The organism is Pseudoduganella sp. HUAS MS19 (genome assembly GCF_053615455.1).
In genome coordinates, this window is the sequence record NZ_CM132133.1 from 169,043 (window position 1) to 192,890 (window position 23,848).

At 63.5% G+C, this 23,848-nt stretch carries 20 protein-coding genes; 6 read left to right on the forward strand and 14 right to left on the reverse strand.

Annotation, left to right across the window (positions count from 1 at the left end):
- Positions 1 to 25: 25 nt before the first annotated feature.
- The gene (locus tag ACWBU6_RS00740) at positions 26 to 2,098 is read right to left on the reverse strand and encodes a UvrD-helicase domain-containing protein (RefSeq protein WP_452646987.1); all 2,073 of its coding nucleotides are present in this window, start codon (positions 2,096 to 2,098) and stop codon (positions 26 to 28) included.
- Positions 2,099 to 2,157: 59 nt separating this feature from the next.
- On the opposite strand from ACWBU6_RS00740, the gene ACWBU6_RS00745 reads away from it, so the two are divergent.
- Positions 2,158 to 2,640, forward strand: a complete 483-nt coding sequence (locus ACWBU6_RS00745) for an SRPBCC family protein (protein WP_452646988.1) — start codon at positions 2,158 to 2,160, stop codon at positions 2,638 to 2,640.
- Between the two features lies 1 nt (position 2,641).
- Here ACWBU6_RS00745 and ACWBU6_RS00750 read toward each other — a convergent pair whose 3' ends face one another.
- Entirely contained in the window at positions 2,642 to 4,081 is a 1,440-nt protein-coding gene (locus ACWBU6_RS00750; RefSeq protein WP_452646989.1) for a dihydrolipoyl dehydrogenase, read from the reverse strand.
- 66 nt (positions 4,082 to 4,147) lie between these two features.
- On the opposite strand from ACWBU6_RS00750, the gene ACWBU6_RS00755 reads away from it, so the two are divergent.
- Positions 4,148 to 5,044 (forward strand): ArgP/LysG family DNA-binding transcriptional regulator, encoded by an 897-nt coding sequence (locus tag ACWBU6_RS00755; protein ID WP_452646990.1) that lies wholly within the window; start codon positions 4,148 to 4,150, stop codon positions 5,042 to 5,044.
- Between the two features lie 170 nt (positions 5,045 to 5,214).
- Here ACWBU6_RS00755 and ACWBU6_RS00760 read toward each other — a convergent pair whose 3' ends face one another.
- Both ACWBU6_RS00760 and hemE read right to left on the reverse strand, forming a co-directional pair.
- Positions 5,215 to 7,224: a primosomal protein N' gene (locus tag ACWBU6_RS00760; protein ID WP_452646991.1), complete on the reverse strand. Its 2,010-nt coding sequence runs from the start codon at positions 7,222 to 7,224 to the stop codon at positions 5,215 to 5,217.
- Between the two features lie 724 nt (positions 7,225 to 7,948).
- The gene (hemE, locus tag ACWBU6_RS00765) at positions 7,949 to 9,025 is read right to left on the reverse strand and encodes a uroporphyrinogen decarboxylase (RefSeq protein ID WP_452646992.1); all 1,077 of its coding nucleotides are present in this window, start codon (positions 9,023 to 9,025) and stop codon (positions 7,949 to 7,951) included.
- 75 nt (positions 9,026 to 9,100) lie between these two features.
- Between hemE and ACWBU6_RS00770 the strand changes: the two genes are divergently transcribed.
- The 4 genes from ACWBU6_RS00770 to ACWBU6_RS00785 all read left to right on the forward strand — a co-directional run bounded on the left by ACWBU6_RS00770 (position 9,101) and on the right by ACWBU6_RS00785 (position 18,176).
- Positions 9,101 to 11,017 (forward strand): prolyl oligopeptidase family serine peptidase, encoded by a 1,917-nt coding sequence (locus ACWBU6_RS00770; RefSeq protein ID WP_452646993.1) that lies wholly within the window; start codon positions 9,101 to 9,103, stop codon positions 11,015 to 11,017.
- The gene (locus ACWBU6_RS00775) at positions 11,014 to 15,177 is read left to right on the forward strand and encodes a DEAD/DEAH box helicase (protein ID WP_452646994.1); all 4,164 of its coding nucleotides are present in this window, start codon (positions 11,014 to 11,016) and stop codon (positions 15,175 to 15,177) included. The genes ACWBU6_RS00770 and ACWBU6_RS00775 overlap by 4 nt, the downstream gene beginning before the upstream one ends.
- 12 nt (positions 15,178 to 15,189) lie before the next feature.
- Positions 15,190 to 16,140 carry a DUF2785 domain-containing protein gene (locus ACWBU6_RS00780; protein WP_452646995.1) on the forward strand — a complete coding sequence of 317 codons (951 nt, stop codon included), beginning with the start codon at positions 15,190 to 15,192 and terminating at the stop codon, positions 16,138 to 16,140.
- Between the two features lie 98 nt (positions 16,141 to 16,238).
- A complete protein-coding gene (locus ACWBU6_RS00785; RefSeq protein ID WP_452646996.1) occupies positions 16,239 to 18,176 on the forward strand; it encodes a DUF885 domain-containing protein in 1,938 nt (645 codons plus the stop codon).
- 137 nt (positions 18,177 to 18,313) lie between these two features.
- On the opposite strand, the gene tatC is transcribed toward ACWBU6_RS00785, so the two are convergent.
- The 10 genes from tatC to hisB all read right to left on the reverse strand — a co-directional run bounded on the left by tatC (position 18,314) and on the right by hisB (position 23,829).
- Positions 18,314 to 19,072 (reverse strand): twin-arginine translocase subunit TatC, encoded by a 759-nt coding sequence (gene tatC / locus ACWBU6_RS00790; protein ID WP_452646997.1) that lies wholly within the window; start codon positions 19,070 to 19,072, stop codon positions 18,314 to 18,316.
- A complete protein-coding gene (tatB, locus tag ACWBU6_RS00795) occupies positions 19,073 to 19,570 on the reverse strand; it encodes a Sec-independent protein translocase protein TatB (protein ID WP_452646998.1) in 498 nt (165 codons plus the stop codon).
- 6 nt (positions 19,571 to 19,576) lie between these two features.
- On the reverse strand, positions 19,577 to 19,810 hold the full coding sequence (tatA, locus tag ACWBU6_RS00800) for a Sec-independent protein translocase subunit TatA (RefSeq protein ID WP_090435840.1): 234 nt from the start codon (positions 19,808 to 19,810) through the stop codon (positions 19,577 to 19,579).
- A 73-nt stretch (positions 19,811 to 19,883) separates the two neighbouring features.
- Entirely contained in the window at positions 19,884 to 20,258 is a 375-nt protein-coding gene (locus ACWBU6_RS00805) for a histidine triad nucleotide-binding protein (RefSeq protein ID WP_452646999.1), read from the reverse strand.
- 2 nt (positions 20,259 to 20,260) lie between these two features.
- The gene (locus ACWBU6_RS00810; RefSeq protein ID WP_452647000.1) at positions 20,261 to 20,590 is read right to left on the reverse strand and encodes a phosphoribosyl-ATP diphosphatase; all 330 of its coding nucleotides are present in this window, start codon (positions 20,588 to 20,590) and stop codon (positions 20,261 to 20,263) included.
- Positions 20,587 to 21,012, reverse strand: coding sequence for a phosphoribosyl-AMP cyclohydrolase (gene hisI / locus ACWBU6_RS00815; RefSeq protein ID WP_452647001.1), 426 nt, complete (start codon positions 21,010 to 21,012; stop codon positions 20,587 to 20,589). The genes ACWBU6_RS00810 and hisI overlap by 4 nt, the downstream gene beginning before the upstream one ends.
- Before the next feature lie 17 nt (positions 21,013 to 21,029).
- A complete protein-coding gene (hisF, locus tag ACWBU6_RS00820; protein WP_452647002.1) occupies positions 21,030 to 21,791 on the reverse strand; it encodes an imidazole glycerol phosphate synthase subunit HisF in 762 nt (253 codons plus the stop codon).
- Positions 21,792 to 21,796: 5 nt separating this feature from the next.
- Entirely contained in the window at positions 21,797 to 22,561 is a 765-nt protein-coding gene (gene hisA, locus ACWBU6_RS00825) for a 1-(5-phosphoribosyl)-5-[(5-phosphoribosylamino)methylideneamino]imidazole-4-carboxamide isomerase (protein WP_452647003.1), read from the reverse strand.
- A gap of 15 nt (positions 22,562 to 22,576) precedes the next feature.
- Positions 22,577 to 23,218 carry an imidazole glycerol phosphate synthase subunit HisH gene (gene hisH, locus ACWBU6_RS00830; RefSeq protein WP_452647004.1) on the reverse strand — a complete coding sequence of 214 codons (642 nt, stop codon included), beginning with the start codon at positions 23,216 to 23,218 and terminating at the stop codon, positions 22,577 to 22,579.
- A gap of 20 nt (positions 23,219 to 23,238) precedes the next feature.
- On the reverse strand, positions 23,239 to 23,829 hold the full coding sequence (gene hisB / locus ACWBU6_RS00835) for an imidazoleglycerol-phosphate dehydratase HisB (protein WP_452647005.1): 591 nt from the start codon (positions 23,827 to 23,829) through the stop codon (positions 23,239 to 23,241).
- Positions 23,830 to 23,848 lie beyond the last annotated feature (19 nt).

The following is a 23,848-nucleotide window of genomic DNA, read 5'->3' on the forward strand; positions in this document are numbered from 1 at the left end:
GGAAGAGCACCCATGCTAGCACCAATCACGCCGGATTAATGTCGCGTGGAGCCGACAGCAATTCCTTCATGCGCGCCAGGCGTTCGCGCGGCGACAGCACTTCCGACTCTGTCGGCGGGGCGGTGCCGACATCGAGCGCCATCTCCGCGATGAAGCGCGAGATGTCGCACTGCACATGCTCGCCGCCACGCTTGCGCTTTTTGCACCAGGTGAGCTGCAGGGTGCGCTGCGCACGCGTGATCCCCACGTACATCAGGCGCCGTTCTTCCTCGATGCGCTGGGCCAGCAGCTCCACCGGCGCGTCCGGATCGCCCTTGTGCGGCAGGATGCCTTCTTCCACGCCGACCAGGAACACGTGCGGGTACTCCAGCCCCTTGGACGCGTGCAGCGTCGACATGCGGATCGCATCCGGTTCTTCGTCCTTACCATCGAGCATGGACATTAGGGCCACCATCTGCGTCAGCTCCAGCACGTTTTTTTCTTCGCCGTCGCGATCCTTGCCGCCGCGGCCGCGGTCCTTCAGCCAGTTGACGAAGTCCATCACGTTGGCCCACTTGCCCTGCGCCGCGCGCTCCTCGAAGGAGTCGTACAGATAGTGCTCGTAGTGCATGCCTTCCATCAGGTCGTCCAGCACCTGCGCCGCGTTGTCTCCGCTGCCCGAAGGGCCGGGACGCGTGGCGCGCGACTCCAGCTCGAGAATGAAGTTGCAGAAGTCCTGCAGCGGCCGCAGTTGGCGCTCGTTCAGCACCGCCTCGATGCCGCCCTTGAACACGGCTTCGAACAGCGAGCATTGCCATTTGCCCGAGAAGGAACCCAGCGCCTCCAGCGTCGATTGTCCGATGCCGCGCCGAGGCGTGGTCGCAGCGCGGATGAAGGCCGGATCGTCGTCCGGGTTGGCCATCAGGCGCAGATAGGCCATGATGTCCTTGATCTCCGCCTTGTCGAAGAAACTCTGGCCGCCGGAAATCGTGTACGGTATGCGCTGCGTGCGCAAGGCCTGTTCGATCACACGCGCCTGGTGGTTGCCGCGATACAGGATGGCGTAATCGGCCCATTTGTTCTTGCGCTCGAAGTGGTCGGCCGAGATCATGATCGCCACCTGCTCCGCTTCCTGTTCCTCGTTCGGCATCGAGTGCACCTTGATCGGCTCGCCGATACCCAGTTCGGACCACAGCGATTTCTCGAACAGCTTGGGATTGTTCTGGATTACCGCGTTGGCCGCCTGCAGGATGCGGGTAGTGGAGCGGTAGTTCTGTTCCAGCTTGATCAGGCGCAGGTCGGGGAAGTCGACCTGCAGCAGCGCCAGGTTTTCCATGGTTGCGCCGCGCCAGCCGTAGATTGCCTGGTCGTCGTCGCCCACGGCGGTAAACATCGGCTTCTTGCCCAGGCCCGTGACCATCAGCTTCACCAGCTCATACTGGCAGGTATTGGTGTCCTGGTATTCGTCGATCATCAGGTAGCGCAGGCGGCGCTGCCACTTGTCGCGCACCGTGTCGTGGTTGCGGAACAGTTCGACCGGCAGGCGGATCAGGTCGTCGAAATCCACCGCCTGGTAGGCTGCCAGCGTGGCGATGTAGCTGCCGTAGATGCGCGCCGATTGCGCCTCATCCTCGGTCTGGGCCTGTTTCAGCGCTTCTTCCGGCGTCACCAGGCCGTTCTTCCATAGCGAGATGTCGTTCTGGATGCTGCGGATCAGGTTCTTGTCGGTGGTGATGGCCAGATCCTGGACCAGCGAGTAGCAATCGTCGCTGTCCATGATTGAAAAACGGTCTTTCAGCCCCAGATGGTTGCATTCCTGGCGCAGGATGCGCACGCCGAGGGAGTGGAAGGTACAGACGGTCAGCAGCTTGGCCTGGCGCGGCTGCTTGAGCATCTTGCCGACCCGCTCCTGCATTTCCAGCGCCGCCTTGTTGGTAAAGGTGAGCGCGGCGATCGTGCGCGGGTCATAGCCGCGATCCTCGATCATATGGGTAATTTTCTGCGTAATGACGCGCGTCTTGCCCGAGCCGGCCCCCGCCAGTACAAGGGCAGGGCCGTCGAGATAGAGCACGGCTTCGCTCTGGGGCCCGTTAAGGCCGAACTGGGGTGCATTGGACATCCCGGCATTGTACAGAATATAGTGGTATCAAACCTCCGGAAAAAGCAGGCAGATGTGTTATGAAATTTGAACATTTAATAGAAGTGAACGACCTCCTCAACCCGCTGATGGACACCATCACCCACCAGCAGTTGTGGCGCGGCCTGGTGCTGCGCGCGGAGTCGCCCAAGCTGTTCGTTCCCCACCTGGACGAGGCGGAGATCTCGGCCCGCACCGAGTCGGGCTTCAGCCGCCGCCTGCGGTATGGCGATGTGGTCATCGAAGACGACGTGGTGCTGCACGAACCCTATGTGGTGCGCTACAACGTGCCGGCGCAGAAGGACATCAGCGCCTCCAGCCTGACGATGACGATCGAGATGCCGCAACCGGAACGCCTGTACGTGCGCTTCCAGTACGACGACGGCCACGACGCGGCGACCGATGCCGCCAACGCCATGTACGACGACTTCCGCCGCTCCGCTTACCAGGAGTCTGACCTCGACACCATTCGCGTGCTGCGCGAACTGGCCAGCCAGGGCCGCCTGGATTCGAGCCTGAACTGAGCTAACAGCCGGGCGTGCAATCGTTCGGCACCGGCTTGGGCGGCGGCGGCTTTTGCAGCTCCGCCGCCAGGCTGCGCAAGGCTGTGCGCAAGCCTTCTTCCACTACCGGGTGGTAGAAGGGCATGTCCAGCATCTGCGGCACAGTCAGCCTGGCTTGGTGCGCCCAGGCCAGCAGGTGGCCGATGTGCTCCGCGCGCGGGCCGACCATCTCGGCGCCCAGGAAGCGCCCGCTCCCATACTCCGCATACACCCGCAGCATGCCTTTGTTCTGGCGCATGACGCGGCTGCGCCCCTGGTCGTCGAAACTGACGGCGCCGATCGCGAATTGCTCGCGGCCATTCGACAATGCCTTGTAGCCCGGGCCTACCGTAACGATCTGCGGTTCGCTGAAGGTGATCGCAAGCGGCGTGCGGCGCAGGCCGGGCTTCACGTCGGGATAGCGGGCGGCGTTGGCGCCGGCGATCTTGCCCTGGTCGGCCGCTTCCGGCAGCAGGGGGATCTCGGCGCTGGCATCGCCGGCTACGAAGATGCAGCTATCGCCGCACTGCATGGTGTGGCGGTCGAATTTCGGCACACCGTACTTGTCCAGCGCCAGCCCGGTATGGTCCAGGCCCAGGCCGGAAACGTTCGGCGTGCGGCCGGTGGTGGCCAGCACGTAATCGTAATGCTCGACGCGCTCTTCGCCTTCGGTATTGCGGGTGCGCAGTTCCAGACCGTCACCGGCGCGCGCGATGCCGGCAACCTCGGTGCGGAAGCGAATATCCATCTCCTCGCCCAGCGCCTGCGAGGCCGCTGCCAGCACATGCGGATCCTTCAGTTGCGCCACGCTGCTGCCGCGTGCAATGACCGCCACGCGCACGCCCAGGCGGTGCAGGGCCTGGCCCAGTTCCAGGCCGATCACGCCGGCGCCGATCACCGCCACCGAGCGCGGCAGGTCGGCCCATTCGAAGACCGCGTCGCTGTTGATGACGCGCGGTCCGGCTGCGGTCCATTCGGAGGGGATGTCCGGACGCGAGCCGGTGGCAATGACGACAGCCTTTGCCGCCACTTCCAGGTTGGCGCCGATCTGCAGGCGGTTGGGGGCAGTGAAGCGTGCACGCCCATGCAGCTTGTCTTCAGCCGGCATGGCAGCCACATTCTCCAGCACGAAGCCGACAAAGCGGTCGCGCTCACTGCGCACGCGCTGCATGACGGCCTTGCCATCGACTTTCAGGGCGCCGGGCTGGATGCCAAAGCCCGGCGCCTCGCGCACCGCATGCGCCGCCTCGGCCGCGGCGATCAGCAACTTACTGGGCATGCAGCCGACGCGCGCGCAGGTGGTGCCGTGCGGGCCGTCTTCGATCAGTACCGCATGCTTGCCGGCATTGCGCGCCGCGCGATAGGCACTTAGCCCAGCCGTACCGGCCCCGATCACGGCCACATCGCACTGGATGGTTTCCATCTTGCCTCCATCATTGGTAATGCATTAGTATGACTTATATTTTCGCGCTTTTATTAAGCATATCTTATGGAAAATCTGGACTACCGCGCGCTGGCGGTGCTGGATGCCGTTGCCAGCCATGGCAGTTTCGAAAAGGCCGCCAATGCGCTCGGCATCAGCCAGCCGGCCGTATCCCAGCGTATCAAGGCGCTCGAGGACGCGGTAGGCAGGCTGTTGATCGTGCGCGGCTCCCCCGCCGAAGCTACCGGCCTGGGCCAGCGCCTCATCTCGCATTACCGTAACGTCAAACTGATGGAGGCGGCGCTCGACATCGACCTTGGCCACGAGACCAGCATGCCTGAAATCGCGATGGCCGTCGATGCCGCCAGCCTGGCGACCTGGCTGCCATTGGCCTTGCGCCCCCTGCTCTCGCCGCCGCGCTGCCAGCTCGATGTGGAGTGCGCGGAGCGCGAGGTGGCGCTGCACCTGATGCGGGAGGGGGCGGTGTTCGGCTGTGTGGCTGCACGGGCCGAGGTGCCGGCGCCGGCCGCTGCCGGTTCTTCGTCCACGCCATTGGGCGCCATGCGCTATGTGTGCGTTGCTTCGCCTGCTTTTGCGGGGCATTGGTTTGGGGATGGATTCGTCGTTGAGGCTGTGGCGCTGGCGCCAGCCGTGGTGCATGACCGTGACCTGATGGCGCGCTTCCTGGCACGCGAGGCTGGCTATGTGCGGCCGTTCCCGCATCACAGGCTGCCGCTGTCGACTGCCTTAAACGATGCGGTGTTTGGCGGCCTGGCTTATGGCTTGCTGCCTTATCTGCAGGCGGCGCAAGGGCTGTCGCAAGGGGCGCTGGTGGATTTGCTGCCGGGGCGCTATATCGATGTGGAGCTGGAGTGGCATGCATGGGAGCTGGATACACCGTTCACGCATGCGCTTAATGAGCAGATTATTGGAACTGCGCGGCGCTATCTTGCTCAATCCTGAACACCGGTAAACCAGTGTCAGACCCAAGGGTCTGACACTGTCTGCTCGTCTGCCACGAGTCTGGTTGTGCGTTGTTGATCTTTTCAAAGGTCAAAGACCTCGAACCCAACCCGCGGCTGCGAGACCGTCAGGGGTCTGACCCTGTGGGTCAGACCCTGGTTTACCGTGTTTCAAATATCGACCGGATCAACCTCAAGCGACCACTTGACGCGGGTCTTCTGCTCACGCAAGGCCTGCATCCACTCCTTCAGAAACGCCTGCAATGCCGGCCGCGACGGCGACTCCACCAGCAACTGCGCGCGCTCCATATTGTGCACGCGCGCCATGCTCATCGGGATCGGATCGTTGATCGTGATGCCGCCGTGCTGCACCAGGTCGCGCGCACCGCGCAGGAATTCCAGCGCCAGTTCAAGCTCGCGCGCCTCCGCCCGCAGGATGGCCTGGTACAGGAAGGGCGGCAAGCCCGCCACTTCACGCTCGCCAAGCAGCGAGTTGGCGAAGTAGTCGTAGTCATGCGCCACCAGTGCCGAGAACAGCGGGTGCTCCGGGTAGCTGGTCTGCACCAGCACTTCGCTCTCGCTGCCGCCCTGCCGTCCGGCGCGGCCCGCCACCTGCATCAATTGCGCAAACAGGCGCTCGCTGGCCCGGTAGTCCTGCGAGAACAGCGAGCTGTCGGGATTCATGATCCCCACCAGCGTCAGGTTCTTGAAGTCGTGCCCCTTGGCGACCATCTGCGTGCCAACCAGGATATCCACTTCCTGCCGGTGCACGCTGTCGAACGCTTCCTGCGCGCTGCCCTTGCGCCTCGTACTGTCGGCATCGATGCGCAGCACCCGTGCCTGCGGGAACAGCTCCTGCAAGCTCTCCTCGATGCGCTGCGTGCCGCGTCCCAGCGGCTGCAGGTCGATATTGCCGCAGGTCGGGCAATGGCGCGGGATGCGCATCTCCAGGCTGCAATGGTGGCAGCGCAGGCGGTAATCCGATTTGTGCAGCACCATCGACGCCGTGCAGCGTTTGCACTCGCTGACCCAACCGCATGATTCGCAGGTGATCACAGGCGAATAACCGCGCCGGTTCAGGAACAGCAAGGACTGCTCGCCGCGCTCCATACGCAGCCGGATTGCCTCCACCAGCTGCTCGGTCAGGCCTTCCTGCCCACGCCGGCGCGAAGTATCGATCAGCTTCACCGAAGGAAGTAGCGCCTGCTGCACCGCGCGTTCGCGCAATTCCAGCTTGCGGTAGCGGCCTTTTAACGCGTGGTGCCAGCTTTCCAGCGACGGCGTGGCGGAGCCCAGCACGACGGGAATCTGCAGCTGGTGGGCGCGCCACACGGCCAGGTCGCGCGCGGAATAGCGCAAGCCTTCCTGCTGCTTGTACGAAGGATCGTGTTCTTCATCGATGACGATCATCTTCAGGTTCGGCATCGAGGCCAGGATCGACAAGCGCGTACCGAGCACAATGCGCGCCTTGCCTTCATGCGCCGCCAGCCAGTGCAGCATGCGTTCGCCCTCCGACAGGCGGCTGTGCAATGTGGACAGCATGACGCCCGGAAAGCGGGCGCGGATATTGGTTTCCAGTTGCGGCGTCAGGTTGATCTCGGGGACCAGCACCAGCACCTGGCCCTGCGGCTCGCGCGCCAGCACCTGTGCACAGGCTTGCAGGTAGACCTCGGTCTTGCCGCTGCCCGTCACGCCATACAGGAGGAAGGACGCGAAGCCCTGCGCAGCGACGATGGCTTCGGCCGCCGCCCGCTGGCCCGCATTCAGCGCCGGCACATTGGCCGGCGCCGGGTCATGCTGCGCTTCCAGCTTGGCCAGCTTTTTGATGGCTCGGTCCAGCGCAACGGTGCTGGAGACGCGCAAGTTCTTGGGCAGGCCCGGCAAGGCGACCTCGCCCAGCGGGCGCTGGTAATACTCGGCAGCAAAGCCGGCCAGTGCCAGCCATTGCGGGGACAGGGGCGCCAGCTGGCTGCGCACCGCGAGCGCGGCTTTCAGCTTTTCCTGCGGCACGTCCGTTTCATCAAGGATATCCACAATGAGCCCGACCACTTCGCGCGGGCCAAACGGCACCATTGCCAATTGTCCTACACGCGGTCGCTCTGATATTTCGCAATCCCAGCGGTAATCAAAGACCGCGTTCAGCGGCGTGTCCAGGGCAATTCGGAGAATGCAGTGCGCCATCCAGGGCTATCGATCGAAGGTTTTTCAACTATCCACAGAATCTGGGGATAACTTTGTGAACAAAGGGGCTGGAATCCTGAGCAAGCACTAACCTCCAGCTTGCAATCTGGGGAAACCCGGCAAACGCGCCTGATTTTTCCCCTTTGAATTCAACTACTTACAATAGCCGTCCTAGGAGAGCGAGAAAGCGCATATTTTTCCGCGCTCTGTGTATAAGTACGCCATATAGGGAACAGTTTTGCATCGAAATCAAGCGTTTTTTTCAGCCTTTTCGGGGAAAAACGTGCCTGGTGCGCCACAACATCAAGCCAAGCATTGTACACAGGCAGGCGCGACAAGGTTTGTGTTTCCGCAAGCGTTACACCCCTGTAAGTCTTAGCGAAACATCATGCAACGCAACATGGCGCTAAGACAATTCCTACAAATTCCTACTAAGTGCCGGTTTACTAAGTACTTTTGGCTTTTTTCCACAGTTTTTGTGGATAACTTTGTGGAGAATGGCCCAACAAGCTCGCTTGCGCCTTGGGATAAGGTTTACAAAAGCCAAAACATTGCCAAAAGCGGCAAAAATTAATCCCTTAAGAATCAACAACTTGCAAATGCACTGAGAGTGAGGCATCGGCTGCTGCCTCTTATTTCCGCAGTAAAAATTTTTGTGCATAAGTCGCTTCTGCACGAAATAAAAAAGGGCGCCGCGGCGCCCTTTGCAGCGGGACTACGGTTTTCAGCCGCCACGCAGCTGACGGCTGTGGCTGTGGACCGTCTCCACCAGTACCGACACCGCTTCCGGCGGGGTGAACTGGGAAATGCCGTGCCCCAGGTTGAAGACGTGGCCGGTATTGTGCGGGCCATAGGAATCGAGCACACGGCGCGCTTCGGCCGCGATCTGCTCCGGGTTGGCAAACAGGATGGCCGGATCGATATTGCCTTGCAGGGCCATTTTATGGCCCACCAGTTCGCGGATCCTGCCGAGGTTGGCAGTCCAGTCCAGGCCCATCGCGTCGGCCCCGATCGCGGCGATTTCCTCGGCCCAGTGGCCGCCGCCCTTGGTGAAGACGATGGCCGGGATCTGCACGCCGTCCTTTTCGCGCTTCAGCAGGCTCACGACCTGCTGCATGTACTGCAGGGAGAACTGCTGGTAGGCGCCATCGGCCAGCGCGCCGCCCCAGGAATCGAAGATCATCACGGCTTGCGCGCCGGCGTCGATCTGGGCGTTCAGGTATCCGGCAACGGCGCGGGCGTTCACGTCGAGGATGTGGTGCATCAGGTCCGGGCGCGCGTACATCATCTTCTTGATGGTGTGAAACTCGCGCGAACCCTGGCCTTCCACCATATAGCAGGCCAGCGTCCATGGGCTGCCGGAGAAGCCGATCAGCGGCACACGGCCATTCAGCTCGGTGCGGATCTGGGTCACGGCCTTGAATACATAGTCCAGCGAGCCGGCGGGCGGCAAGTGCAGCGCCTTGACGTCTTCCTCAGTCTTTAATGGACGCTCGAATTTCGGGCCTTCGCCTTCCACGAAGTACAGGCCCAGGCCCATCGCATCCGGCACCGTCAGGATGTCGGAGAACAGGATTGCCGCGTCCAGTGGATAACGGTCGATCGGCTGCAGGGTGACTTCGGTTGCCAGGTCCGGATTGGTCGCCAGGCCCATGAAGGAGCCCGCCTTCTGGCGCGTCGCGCGGTATTCAGGCAGGTAGCGTCCTGCCTGGCGCATCAGCCACACCGGGGTGTACTCGGTCGGCTGGCGCAGCAGCGCACGCAGGAAGGTGTCGTTCTTCAGCGGGGCAAATTGTGGCATGAAAGACAATCTAAAGCAGATAGAAAGGGGGTATTATCGCATCCCTGCCCTGTTTTTACGCGTTTTGGAGCGCCCATGACATCCTCCTCCACCGCGCCTTTTGGCGCCTGGCCATCACCGATCAGCGCTGCAATGGTGGCCGCCGGCGCTACGCCGCTGTCTTCGGTCGCCCTGGACGGCGCGGATATCTATTGGCTGGCTGGCCGCGCGGCCGAGGCAGGGCGCACCGCCATGATGCGCCGGCAGGGCCCTGCCGGTGCCGCCGAGATCACCCCGATGCCGTTCAACGTGCGCAGCCGGGTCCACGAATACGGCGGTGGCGCCTATGCCGTGGCCGATGGCGTGGTGGTGTTCTCGCACCATGCCGACAATCGCCTCTACCGTCTTGCCCCAGGCGGCGCCGCAGAGGCATTCACTTCGCCGGGCCGCCAGCGCTTTGCCGATTTCGTGTTTGACCCGGCGCGTGGCCGCCTGATCGCGGTGCGCGAACAGCATCCGGAGGACGACCGCTCGCACCAGCAGCCCGTGAACACTATTTGCGCGGTTGGCTTTGATGGCGGCGAGCACGTGCTCGTGACGGGGAATGATTTCTATTCTTCGCCACGGCTTTCGCCCGATGGCCGCCGCCTGGCCTGGTTGTCATGGGACCATCCGCGCATGCCGTGGCAGGGCACCGAACTGTGGGTGGCGCAGCTGGAGGCCGACGGATGCCTCGGCACGCCTTCGCGCATCGCCGGCGGGCCGCAGGAGTCGGTCTGCCAGCCGGAATGGTCGCCCCAGGGCGTGTTGCACTTTGTATCCGACCGCAGCGGCTGGTGGAACCTGTACTGCCTGCGCGAAGGCGCCGGCGGCGCGACGAGCACGCTCGAGGCCTTGTGTCCGATGGCGGCGGAGTTTGCGACCCCGCACTGGACCTTTGGCAATTCGCTGTACGGCTTCGGCGCAGGCGGCGAGTTCGTGTGCAGCTATATTGAGCAAGGCGTCAGCAAGCTGGCACGGCTGCGCGCCGGCAGCACGGTGCTGGAGCCGATTGCCACGCCGTACCAGGAAATCCGCGAGCTGCGCGTGGGCGATGGCTACGTGGTCGTGCTGGCAGGCAGCCCGACCATTGCGAGCGAGATTGCACGCATCGACCTGGCGACCGGTGAGCGCGAAGTGCTGGAACGCTCGATCGCCGACCTGCCGGAACTGGGCTACTTGTCCATTCCCGAAAGCATCAGCTATCCAAGCGCCAACGGCCGCACGGCATATGCCTTCTTCTATCCACCGGCAAACCGGGACGTGCGCGCGCTGCAAGGCGAAAAGCCGCCAGTCATCGTCATCAGCCATGGCGGCCCGACCGGCATGGCCGCCAGCACCCTGAGCCTGAAAACGCAATTCTGGACCAGCCGCGGTTTCGGCGTGCTAGACGTGAACTACGGCGGCAGCACCGGCTTCGGCCGCGCCTTCCGCGATGCGCTGAAAGGCCAGTGGGGCATTGTCGACGTCGAAGACTGCATCGCCGGTGCCCGCCACCTGGTCGCGCAAGGCCTGGCAGACGGCGACCGCCTGATCATCCGCGGCAGCAGCGCGGGCGGCCTGACGACGCTGTGCGCACTGACCTTCCACGACGTATTCAAACTGGGCGCCAGCTATTACGGCGTTTCCGACCTGAAGGGGCTGGACGACGATTCGCACAAATTCGAATCACACTACAACGAATACCTGATCGCTCCCAAGGCACAGGCGGAAGCGGTGTACGCCGAACGCTCCCCGATCAACCACACCGGTCGCCTGTCGCGGCCGATGATCTTTTTCCAGGGGCTGGATGACAAGGTCGTGCCGCCGCAGCAGTCGGAAGCCATGGTGAATGCACTGCGCAAGCGCGGCATCGCCGTGACTTATATGGAACTGGAGGGAGAGGGCCACGGCTTCCGCAAGGCCGACACCATCGTGCGTACGCTGCAGGCGGAGCTGGACTTCTACCAGCGCATGTTTGGCTTGACCGGATGAGCGATGCGCTGCTGGCGGAGTTCGACGCCCTCGAACAGCCCGAGAAAGCCGTTCTCGCCCTGCTGGCACTGGTGGGCGACCCGATCGGGCGCACCGCCATCCTCGACCACATGGTCGCCGCCGGCATCCACGACGCGAACGGCCAGCCTTTCACGGCCCTGACGCTGGACGACCCGCTGCTCAAGCTGGAACGCCTGGCCTTCACCACCGCCGTGATGGGGCGCGGTTATGCCTGCAACGCGCGCCTGCGCTGGCCCGCAATCCGCGCCGCCATCGGCGCTCACCTGCTGGACGATATCTGCAAGGCCTACGAGTCGCTGAACCCGATGCGGCAGAACTGGAATGGCGCTTACGAGCCGCGCAGCTACCGCCACGGCGTGGCGCGCCTGCGCATGGCCATGCTGCGCGGCCGCCCGCCGCAGGATGTGATGCCGCTGCTGGCTGCCTGCATGGTGTGCTACGAAGCGGCGCAGCTGCATCCGATTGTCGACATCTTCTCGCGCCCCTTCGAGGCGGGCATGCTGCTGCTGGTGCATCCGGCCCTGCAGGACGACGTGCTGATGCTGCTGGTCCAGCATAGCCAGCGCGAGCCGGGCCTGGCGCCGCTGGTGCGCGGCTATGCTGAACGCCACCTGCAGCGGCGCCAGGCTGCGGAGGGACTGGTCAGCCCGGCATTGCGGCTGGCAATGGCGGAACACGCCATCCTGTGCGGCAAGCTGGCCGACGCCATGCGTTACCTGGAAGGTCTGGAAGGCGCTTTGGCCCAATGCTTCTCCAGCGCCGTTCTTATGCTGCGCGGCGATGTGGCCGGGGCGATCAATGGCTTTGAAGCCTCGCTGAAGTCGATCCGCCGCGAATCGGGCAAGCGCAAACACCTGTTCCAGGGCATTGCCGGCCACCTCTATGTACTGGCGCTGCTGCGCAGCGGCGATGCCAGGCACCTGAAATCGGCGGAGAGCTACCTCGACGTCGCCGTGCACGCCCAGCACAATGCCGATAGCGCGGTCTACCAGCAACTGAGCATGCTGCGCCAGATCCGCGCCGGCACCATGCAGGCCGACCTCGTGACCCAGCGCGCCTGGGAAGCGCCGCTGCAGGCGCAGATGTTCCAGTGCATGCTGTATTACTGGCTCGCGCTGCCGCAATTGAAGCAGCGCCGGGCCGAGCTGCAGGACTTGTCGCAAGCCGCGGAAGCGGCTGGCTTCATGCTGCTGGCCGGCGGCGCCGAGAGCTTGCTGGGCCATCTGGGCGACGAGGCTGCCGCCGGCCGCGCAGCAGCCTTGCGCGAGCAGCTTGGGTTTGGCGACATGGCCGCCTGGTTCGAGCGGCAGGAAGCATGGCAGCGGCAGTTGGCCGCCCTGATCAACCTGCAGCACGGCGGCTCGGACGCCGGCGGCGAGATGCGCCTGGCCTGGGCGATCAGCTACGGCGACCGCCAGGGCATCGCCGAAATCGAACCGCGCGAACAGAAACGCGATGCACGCGGCACCTGGGGCAAGGCACGCCCGGTCGCACTCAAGCGCTTGCGCGACGATGCGGCGCAGATGGAATTCCTGACACCGCAAGACATGCGCGTCAGCAGCGCCATCCTGCCGTCCCGCCAGGCTTATTCATCCGGCCTGCGCTACGACATCGACATTGAGCAGGCAGTGCTCGCGCTGGTCGGCCACCCGCTGGTGTTCTGGATGGATGCGCCCGATACCCGCGTCGAACTGCTGGCCGGTGCGCCCGAACTGTTGATCCGCACCCGCCAGGGCCAGTTGCACCTTGCGCTGCAACCCGCCATTGAGAACCTGAACGCCAATGTCATCGTGGTGCGCGAGGCGCCGAACCGCCTGCGCGTAGTCAGCGTGCAGGACGAGCACCGCCGCATTGCAGCCATTGTCGGCGACGGCCTGACGGTGCCGGAACACGCCAAGGACCAAGTACTTAAGGCGATCGGCGCCGTGTCGTCGATGGTGACAGTGCAGTCCGACATCGGCGGCGGGGCAGCCAATACGGAACAATGCGATGCCGACCAGCGCCTGCACATTCACCTGCTGCCTTACCAGCAGGGGCTGAAAATGCAGATCCAGGTGCGCCCGTTGCGCGATGCCGGGCCTTACTATGCGCCCGGCGCCGGTGCAGAGAACGTGATTGCAGAGGTCAACGGCCGCACGGTGCAGGCACGCCGCAGCCTGGCCGGCGAACGCGATGCCGAGCGCCAGCTGGTGCTCAAGTGCGAAGTGCTGCAACAGGCCACCGAGGAGCATGGCGAATGGCTGCTGGGAGAGCCGGCGTTGTGCCTGCAGTTGTTGTCCGAGCTGCAGGAGCAGGGCGCCGACAAGGTGGTGTTGGCGTGGCCGGAGGGCGAGGCCTTCCGCCTTAGCAAGCCGGTTTACACCAAGCAGCTACGCCTGAACATCAAGAGCAGGAAGGACTGGTTCGCCGCCAGCGGCCAACTGGCGGTCGACGAAGACCGCGTACTGGACCTGCGCTCGCTGCTGGACATGATCCGTGCCAGCAAGAGCCGCTTCATTGCTTTGGGCGACAAGGAATTCCTCGCACTGTCGGAAGAACTGCACCGCCGCCTGTCCGAACTGGCCGCCTATGGCGAGGACGACGACGCCGGCATGAAGGTGCACCGGCTGGCCGCCTTCGTGCTGGAAGAACTGGCCAACGATGTGGGCATGGTGGAGGCCGACGCCATGTGGCGCGAACACCTGCAGCGCATCGAATCCAGCGCCAGCTACATGCCGCAATTGCCAAGCACGCTGCAGGCCGAACTGCGCGATTACCAGCTGGCCGGCTTCGAATGGCTGGCCCGTCTTGCGCATTGGGGCGTGGGAGCGTGCCTGGCCGACGATATGGGCCTGGGCAAAACCTTGCAGGCCCTGGCCCTGGTCCTGCTGCGCGCGCCGCAAGGACCGACACTGGTGGTGGCCCCGACCTCGGTTTGCCTGAACTGGGCCAGCGAGGCCGCACGCTTCGCCCCGACGCTCAACGTCAAGATGTACGCCACCGGCGAGCGCGACGACATCGTCAGCAATGCCGGGCCGTTCGACCTGGTGATCGCCAGCTATGGCCTGCTGCAGCTGGAATCCGAGCGCTTCACCCGGCCGCAATGGCACACCATCGTGCTCGATGAGGCGCAGAACATCAAGAACGCGGCCACCAAACGCTCGCAAGCCGTGATGGCGCTGAAGGGCGGCTTCAAGATGGCGGCCACCGGCACGCCGCTGGAAAACCACCTGGGCGAACTGTGGAACCTGTTCCGCTTCATCAATCCGGGCCTGCTGGGCAGCCATGAACAGTTCAACCTGCGCTTTGCCGGTCCGATCGAGCGCCAGCAGGACCACCGCGCCGAAGTCGGTGCGCGCAACCGCCTGCGGCGCCTGATCGGGCCTTTCGTGCTGCGCCGGACCAAGGCGCAAGTGCTGACCGAACTTCCGGCACGCACCGAGATCGTGCTGGAAGTCGACCTGTCGCCGGAAGAAACCGCGCTGTACGAGTCGCTGCGCCGCGAGGCGCTGGAAAACCTGGCCTCCATCGAAGGGCCGGCGGACAAGAAGTCGATGCAGATCCTGGCCGAGATCATGAAGCTGCGGCGCGCCTGCTGCAATCCGAACCTGGTGGCGCCTTCGCTGCGGCTTGAATCGAGCAAGCTGGCGGCCTTCGCGCGCCTGCTGGAAGGCTTGCTGGAGAATCGCCACAAGGTGCTGGTGTTCAGCCAGTTCGTCGACCACTTGTCGCTGATCCGCGCCCATCTCGATCGCAATGGCATCCGCTACCAGTATCTCGATGGCAGCACGCCGATGGCCGCGCGCAAGCAGTCGGTGGATGCTTTCCAGGCCGGCGAGGGGGACGTGTTCCTGATCAGCCTTAAAGCCGGCGGCGTAGGCATCAATCTGACGGCGGCGGATTATGTCATCCACATGGACCCGTGGTGGAATCCTGCCGTGGAAGACCAGGCCTCCGACCGTGCGCATCGAATGGGCCAGCTGCGCCCGGTCACCATCTACCGTCTGGTGGCACGCAATACGATCGAGGAAGGCATCGTGGAACTGCACGGCCATAAGCGCGAGCTGGCCGACAGCCTGCTCGATGGCAGCGATACCGCTGCACGCATGACCGCGCAAGACATGCTGGCCATGCTGAACGAAGGCTTGCGCCGCTTCTGATCGGGAAACACTATGCAACTGACGCCATTTGCCGCCCACGCCGCCGCGCGCTTCCGCGCCAGGATCGGCCAGACCGTTACAGCCGCAGTACTCGCGGCGCCTTGCCTGGGCATGGCTGCCGCGCCCGAACCTGCCGCCGCTTTCGCTCCCGGTGGCTGCCCTGCGTCGGCGCTGCGTGAGGCCAGGTCTGCGAATTGGCAGGTCGGCGACAGCAAACAGCGCCAGCTGCTGGCCCTGCGGGCGGCGTCCTGCCTGGCGTCGCCCGACCCCGTCGAACGCGACGAGCTTGCCTTTGCAGCGCTGCAATCCTGGATGCGTGCCGATAAGCTCGACATCGACACAGTGCAGGAGTTGCGCACCCGCCTGGCCGCACAGTTGCAAGCGCCCGATCCACTGGGCTTTGCGCGTCCCTTCGCTGCATTGGTGCTGGCCGACGTCGCCCGCGTCGACCGCATCAGGCCATACCTGTCGACGGAACAGCGCGCCCAGCTGGTCGGCGCCGCGACTGGCTACCTGCGTGGTGTAAGCGACTACCGCGGCTTCGACGAAAAACAGGGATGGCGCCATGGCGTCGCCCACGCCGCCGACATCATGCTGCAGCTTTCGCTCAATCCGGCCCTTGGCCGCGCAGAACATGAGCAGATACTGGCAGCCATCGCCAGCCAGGCCGCACCGCCTGGCGAGCATTTCTACCACTACGGCGAGGGGGAACGGCTGATGGCCGCCGTTTTCTACCTGTCGCGGACCAGGACGATGGAATGCGGCGACTGGGGCGCCTGGTTCGCGCGCCTGGCCGCAGCACCCGCAGCCGCAGGCACGCAGCAATCGGTGCTGGCCCGCAGGCACAACCTGAACGGCTTCCTGCAGCCGCTTTACATCAACATCAGCGAAAGCAAGGACGAAGCGCAGCGCAACTGCCTCAAGCCGCTGGTCCTGCGTGCCCTGAAGCAGGCGGCCCAATGAATGTGCAAGGCCGCAGGCGCAGGCCTTGACCCCGACAGGGCGCAGACGGTACTCGGCTTGTGATACTCTCCCACGCTGCACTAGCAAGAGGTTGAATTATGATGAAGACCAAGATCGCCCTCGCCGCGATGATGTTGAGCCTGGCCCTGTCGCCGGTCGACGCTGCGACGAAGGCCAAGAAATCCAACGCACCGGCCAAGACTGCGGTCAGCAAGAAGTCCAGCAGCAGCAAGGGTAAAACAAGCAAATCGTCGTCCAGGTCCGCCAAGGGCGGCAAATCCGGCAGCAAGTCCGGCGGCAAGAGCGCCGGCAAAGCCAGGGCGGGCAAGGCCAAGCCGGCAGCCGCCAGCAAGCCGCTGCCGGCCGAACGCCGCCAGGACAAGGCTTTCGACAGCCAGGCCAACCAGTTCCTCGGAGCGCTGTGGCGCATCGATCCGGAGACTGCCATCTCGGTCGGCAAATACGACACCGCCGCACAACTGACCGTTCCCAACCAGGCTTACCGCGACCAGCAGCTCGCCTTCATCGACGAGTGGCTGGCGAAGTTCGGCAAGATCGACGCCAAGCAGCTTTCGCCGAAACAACGCAGCGACCTTGGCCTGCTGCAGAACAAGCTGAACTCGGATCGCTGGTACCTGACCACCTTCCGCGAGTGGGAATGGAACCCGGCAATCTACAACATCGCCAGCCCGATCGATTTCGTGCTGAACACCGAATACGCCGCACGGCCGCAGCGCCTGCGCACCCTGCTGCGCCGTATTGCCGCCGTTCCGGCTTTCTACGAAGCGGCGCGCAACAATATCAAGAACCCGACGCGCGAACACGTGAAGCTGGCCATCGACCAGGCGCCGGGCGTGCTGGCGGTGCTGGCCGACCTGGACAAGCAAGCGCAGGATTCGATCCTGAATGCCAACGAGAAGAACCTGTATGCGCAGCGCATCGCAGCAGCCAGGGTGGCCGTGGAAGCTTATGCCGCCTGGCTCGGTGAGCTGGACAAGTCGCTGGCCGTCAGCGGCGGGCGCTCCTTCCGCATCGGCAAGGAACTGTACGAGGCGAAGTTCGGCTACGACATCCAGTCGGGCAGCAATGCAGAACAGACTTATCAGAAAGCGCTGGCAACCCGCGAGCAACTGCTGTCGAACATGGACCGCATTTCGGACGAGCTGTGGCCGAAGTACCTGGCCGGCCAAGCCAAGCCATCGGACCGCTTCGCCAAGATCGGCATGATGATCGACAAGCTGTCGTCCAGGCATGTGTCGCGCGAGGAATTCTTCCCCGAGATCCGCCGCCAGATTCCTGTGCTGCAGGACTGGGTGGTGAAGAACGACCTGCTGACGCTGGACCCGAACAAGCCGCTGGTGGTGCGCGAGACGCCTGCCTACCAGCGCGGTGTCGCCGGCGCCAGCATCGAGGCTCCTGGCCCATACCGCCCGCAGGACCGCACCTACTATAACGTGACGCCGCTGGACGACGCCACGCCGGAGCAGGCCGAGTCCACGCTGCGCGAGTACAACCACTGGATCCTGCAGATCCTGAACATGCACGAAGCGATTCCCGGCCACTATGCGCAGCTGGTCTACGCCAACAAGTCGCCCTCGATCGTGAAGTCGATTTTCGGCAATGGCGCGATGGTGGAAGGCTGGGCGGTTTACAGCGAGCGCATGATGCTCGAATCGGGCTACGGCAACAACGAGCCGGAGATGTGGCTGATGTACTCCAAGTGGAACCTGCGCAGCGTCACCAACACCATCCTCGACTACAGCGTGCACGTGCAGGGCATGACGGAGCCGGAGGCGATCGACCTGCTGACCCGCCAGGCCTTCCAGACCGGCGCCGAGGCGAAAGAGAAATGGCGCCGCGCGCAGCTCACTTCGGTGCAGTTGACCAGCTACTTCTCCGGCTACTCGGAGATCATGGAACTGCGCGAACAGCGCCGCGCGGCCCTGGGCAGCAAGTTCTCGCTCAAGGAATTCCACGAAGACTTCCTGGGCTATGGCAGCGCGCCGGTGCGCGTGATCAAAGAGCTGATGCAGTAAGCCTCCACGCCCTTGGGCGCGCTCAAGGGCCTGCCCCACCGGCGGGCCAGCATGGTTCCCATGCACGCCCCGCCTGTCTACGCACTGGGGGCGGCCACAGTGATCATGCAGGCAATCACCATGGCCGGGCTGTTCCTTTAGTCGGCTTTTTCTTCGGGAGCTGTCGTTGCCTTGACGAACATCGGCGACAGGATCACGCCGATCTCAAACAGCAGCCACATCGGGATAGCCAGCGCGAACTGGCTGACGATATCGGGCGGCGTGACAATGGCGGCGATCACGAAGGCAGCCACGATCACATAGCCGCGCCATTCCCTCAGCTTGGCGACAGAAACCAGGCCCATGCGCACCAGCACCACCACCACCACCGGCACTTCAAACGCGCAGCCGAACGCCAGGCACATCGACATGACGAAGTCGAGGTAGTTCTCGATATCGGGCATCACCGAAATCGACGTCGGCGAGACCTGGTTGATAAACGCAAACACCTTGCCGAACACCAGGAAGTAGCAGAACGCCACGCCGGCCATGAACAGGCCCGACGAGGCGATCACCAGCGGCGCGATCAGGCGCTTTTCATGGGCGTACAGGCCGGGCGCCACAAAGGCCCACATCTGGTACAGCACCCACGGCAGCGACAGGATGAAACCGAACAGCAGGGTCACCTTCATCGGCACCAGGAAGGGCGAGATCACGCTGGTGGCGATCATCTTCGAGCCCACCGGCATGGCGGCAATCATTGGCGCCGCGATCAGATCATAGATCCGGGACGGGCCGATGCCGAAGCCGAGCAGTGCCGTCATCACCACGATGCCGATGCTGGCCTTGACCAGGCGGTCGCGCAGCTCAACCAGGTGGCTGATAAAGGTCTCTTCGACGGGTTCTTGTTGACTCATTTAGAAAAACGATGCGTTCTTGCGGCTGCCGGGGCGGTGGCGCTTCATGCGCGCCGCGCCGGAGATGACGTGGGTACGGACGCCGGCCTGCTGCTTGTACCACAGCGGCACGGCCGAGCTGCGCACCACGCGTTTGCGGCGGAAGTCCTTGGCCTTGCGCGCCATGTCCTCGCTGGTCGGGGTGTACAGGTCCAGCGCCGGCGTTGACAGCGGCTCGTCGCGCAGCGCCGCCTCCACTTCCGCCATATCCTTGCCGATGGAGTTTTCCATCTCGTCCTTGAAGGTACTGGCAGCTTCCTCGGCCTGCTTGCGCAGGTTCTTCAGCTCATCCAGTTCCATCTCGCGCGAGACTTCCGATTTGACGTCGTTCAGGTAACGCTGGGCGCGGCCGTACAGGGTCCCGGCCATGCGCGCCACCTTGGGCAGCTTTTCAGGACCGATGACGACCAGGGCCACTACCCCGATGACGGCAATTTTGGTAAGACCGAGGTCGATCATTGCTGCTTACTGCTTGGTCTTTTCCTTGGCTTCGACTTCGATGGTGCCCTTGTCGGTCACCTGGGCCGCCGGAGGAGCTGGCTGTGCCGGTTTCTCTTCCTCATTGCCCTTGACGCCATCCTTGAAGCCCTTGACGGCCTTGCCCAGGTCGGAGCCGATATTGCCCAGTTTCTTGGTGCCGAAAACCAGCATGACGACGACCAGGACGATCAGCCAGTGCCAAATGCTCATAGAACCCATTACAAAACCCCTAAAAAAATCATTCGTTGGGACAGTATACGCGAAGCGCCCCTGTCATGTGCTTGTCATAATCTCAAGTCCGCATGCCGCGCCATGGACGCGGGCCGCCATACAGGTGCATATGCAGGTGGTACACCTCCTGGCCGCCATCCGGACCGCTGTTGATCAGGGTCTTGTAGCCGCGGGTCGGCGTGCCATCCGCCTCGTAGGCAACGGCAATGTCATGCTGCTCAGCCAGTTGCGGCACCAGCGCCAGCATCTTGCCCAGCAGGGGCGCGTGCTCCGGCTTGCAGTCAGACAGGGTGGACAGGTGCTGTTTCGGGATGATCAGCAAGTGTACCGGCGCGGCCGGGTGAATGTCCTTAAACACCATCAAGTCGTCGTCCTCATGTACCACAGCCGACGGGATCTGTTTAGCAGCGATCTTGCAGAACAGGCAATTTTCCACGGTTATTCCTTACGGGATGCTTTTTCTTCCAGGCCGGACAAGCCTTCACGGCGCGCCAGCTCATCAAGTACCTGCTGCGGCGACAAACCGAATTGCGCCAGCAGCACCAGCGAATGGAACCACAGGTCGGCGCATTCGTACAGCACTTTCGACGCATCGCCGCTGACGCGGGCGTCTTTCGCCGCCATCACGGTCTCGGTGGCTTCCTCGCCGATCTTTTTCAGGATCGCGTCGTCGCCCTTGGAGAACAGCTTGGCCACATAGGACGACGACGGGTCGCCGCCCTTGCGCGATTCGATGGTGGCCGCCACGCGGTCCAGTACATTGTTCATTTCTTCTCTTCCGCGTAAATCTCGGCCGGGTCTTTCAGCACCGGTTCAGTGTTTTGCCAGTCGCCGTTCTCGAACTTGTTGAAGAAACAGGAGTGGCGGCCGGTATGGCAGGCGATATCGCCTTCCTGCTCGATCTTCAGCAGCACCACGTCTTCGTCGCAATCGAGGCGGATTTCCAGCACCTTCTGCACGTGGCCGGACTCTTCGCCCTTGTGCCACAGCTTCTTGCGCGAGCGGCTCCAGTAGACGGCCTCGCCCAGCTCCACGGTCTTGTAAAGCGCATCCCGGTTCATCCACGCGAACATCAGCACGTCGTTGCTGCCGGCTTCCTGTGCGATGACAGGCACCAGGCCATGCTCGTCCCACTTCACCTTGTTCAGCCATTTGGCTTTGGCGACATTAGCTGCAATTGCGGTAGCCATTGTGTGTTCCCCGAAGTTTAAGAAAGGCGCATCGGAATGCCCTGCGCCGCCATGAATTGCTTGGCTTCCTGCACGGTGTGCTGGCCGTAGTGGAAGATGCTCGCTGCCAGCACCGCATCGGCGTGGCCCAGCTTGACGCCGTCGGCCAGGTCTTGCAGGCCGCCCACGCCACCCGATGCGATCACCGGAATGTTGACCGCATCGCTCACGGCCCGCGTCAGGCCCAGGTCGAAACCGGACTTGGTGCCGTCGCGGTCCATGCTGGTCAGCAGCAGCTCGCCGGCGCCCAGCTCGGCCATCTTGCGCGCCCACTCGACCGCATCGAGGCCGGTCGCGTTGCGGCCGCCGTGGGTGAAGACTTCCCACTTGCCCGGCGCCACGTTCTTGGCATCAATCGCCACCACGATGCACTGGCTGCCGTGCTTTTGCGACGCTTCATACACCAGCTGCGGGTTGGTCACGGCGGAAGTGTTCATGCTCACCTTATCGGCGCCCGCGTTCAGCAGGCGGCGCACGTCTTCCACCTTGCGCACGCCGCCGCCCACGGTCAGCGGAATGAACACTTGCGACGCCACGGCTTCGATGATGTGCAGGATCAGGTCGCGGTTGTCGCTCGATGCGGTAATGTCGAGGAAGGTCAGTTCGTCCGCACCCTGCTCGTCGTAACGGCGTGCGATTTCCACCGGGTCGCCAGCGTCGCGCAGCTCGGTGAAGTTGACCCCTTTCACAACGCGGCCATCGGTCACGTCGAGGCAGGGGATGATGCGTTTTGCCAGCATTGTATTTACTCTGAAAGTTCGTCGGCACGATCCTGTGCCGAAGCCAGGTCCAGCGTGCCTTCATAAATCGAACGGCCGCAGATCACGCCTTCGATGCCTTCGTCCTGCACCGCGCACAATGCTTCCACGTCGCTGATATTGTGCAGGCCGCCGGAGGCGATGATCGGGATGCGCACCGCCTGCGCCAGACGCACGGTAGCTTCGATGTTCACGCCGCCCATCATGCCGTCGCGGCCGATGTCGGTGTAGATGATCGATTCGACGCCGTAGCCTTCGAATTTCTGCGCCAGGTCGATCACTTCATGGCCGGACAGCTTGCTCCAGCCGTCGGTCGCCACCTTGCCGTCCTTGGCGTCCAGGCCGACGATGATGTGGCCGGGGAAAGCGCCGCAGGCATCCTGCAGGAAGCCGGGACTCTTCACGGCGGCGGTACCGATGATGATGTAGCTGATGCCGTCGTCCAGGTAGCGCTCGATGGTGTCGAGATCGCGGATGCCGCCGCCCAATTGCACGGGGATCTCAGGCAGGTCGAATTCCTCGGCGTAGTCTTGCACGGCCTGGATGATGGACTTGACCGCCCCTTCGTTCTTCGGCTTGCCGGCAAAGGCGCCGTTCAGGTCCACCAGGTGCAGGCGGCGTGCGCCTTGTTCGAGCCAATGGCGCGCCATCTGGCCCGGGTCGTCGGAGAAGACGGTTGCAAGTTCCATATCGCCCTGTTTCAGGCGAACGCAGTGACCATCCTTGAGGTCGATAGCAGGAATGAGCAGCATGATTTTGTTCTTGAGTTAAGGATTCCAGTGGATGAAATTTTTGTACAGTTGCAGGCCGGTGGCGGCACTCTTTTCAGGGTGGAACTGTGTGGCAAAAATATTGTCGCGGGCGACGGCGCAGCAGAATGGCTGGCCGTACACGGTCTCCGCCGCGCTGTGCTGCGCCTGGGCGGGCTGCGCGAAGTAGCTGTGCACGAAGTAGAACCAGGCGTTGTCGGGTATGCCTTCCCACATCGCGTGCGGCGCGCGCTGGCGTACCTGGTTCCAGCCCATCTGCGGCACCTTGAAGCGCGAACCGTCTTCCTGCAGCATGCCGTCCAGCTGGAAGCGCACCACCTTGCCGGGCAACAAGCCCAGGCCCGGCGTATTGCCGCCTTCTTCGCTGACGTCGAACAGCATCTGCTCGCCCACGCAGACGCCCATCATCGGCTTGGCGGCGGCGGCGCGCATCAATGCATCGCGCACGCCCGATTCGTTCAGGCTGCGCATACAGTCGCGCATGGCGCCCTGGCCGGGCAGGACGATACGGTCGGCGGCATCGATGGCGGCGGGATCGCCGGAAATCATCACATCAGCTTCGGGCGCGACTGCGCGCAATGCCTGCGCGACGGAGCGCAGGTTGCCCATGCCGTAATCGACTACTACGATTTTTTTCATGTCAGTCAGCCGGTGTGTCGTTACAGGCTTCCTTTGGTGGACGGGATGGCACCGGCAGCGCGCGGGTCAAGTTCGCTGGCCATGCGCAGGGCGCGGCCGAAAGCCTTGAACACGGTTTCGCACTGGTGGTGTGCATTGGTGCCGCGCAGGTTGTCGATGTGCAGCGTGACGCCGGCGTGGTTGACGAAGCCGCGGAAGAATTCCAGCGTCAGGTCGACGTCGAAGGCGCCGATCATCGCGCGGGTGAAAGGGATGTGGTATTCGATGCCCGGGCGGCCGGAAAAGTCGATGACGACGCGCGACAGCGCTTCATCGAGCGGCACGTAGGCGTGGCCGTAGCGGCGGATGCCCTTCCTGTCGCCAATCGCCTTGGCGACTGCCATGCCCAGCGTGATGCCCACGTCTTCCACCGTGTGGTGGTTGTCGATATGGGTGTCGCCGGTAGCTTCGATATCGAGGTCGATCAGTCCATGGCGGGCGATCTGGTCCAGCATATGGTCGAGGAAGGGCACGCCCGTGTTCAGTTTCTGGGCGCCGCTGCCATCGAGGTTGATGGCAACGCGGACCTGGGTCTCGCTGGTGTTGCGAGTGATTTCTGCGGTGCGGTTCATGAAAAGCTCTTGGTTTTCG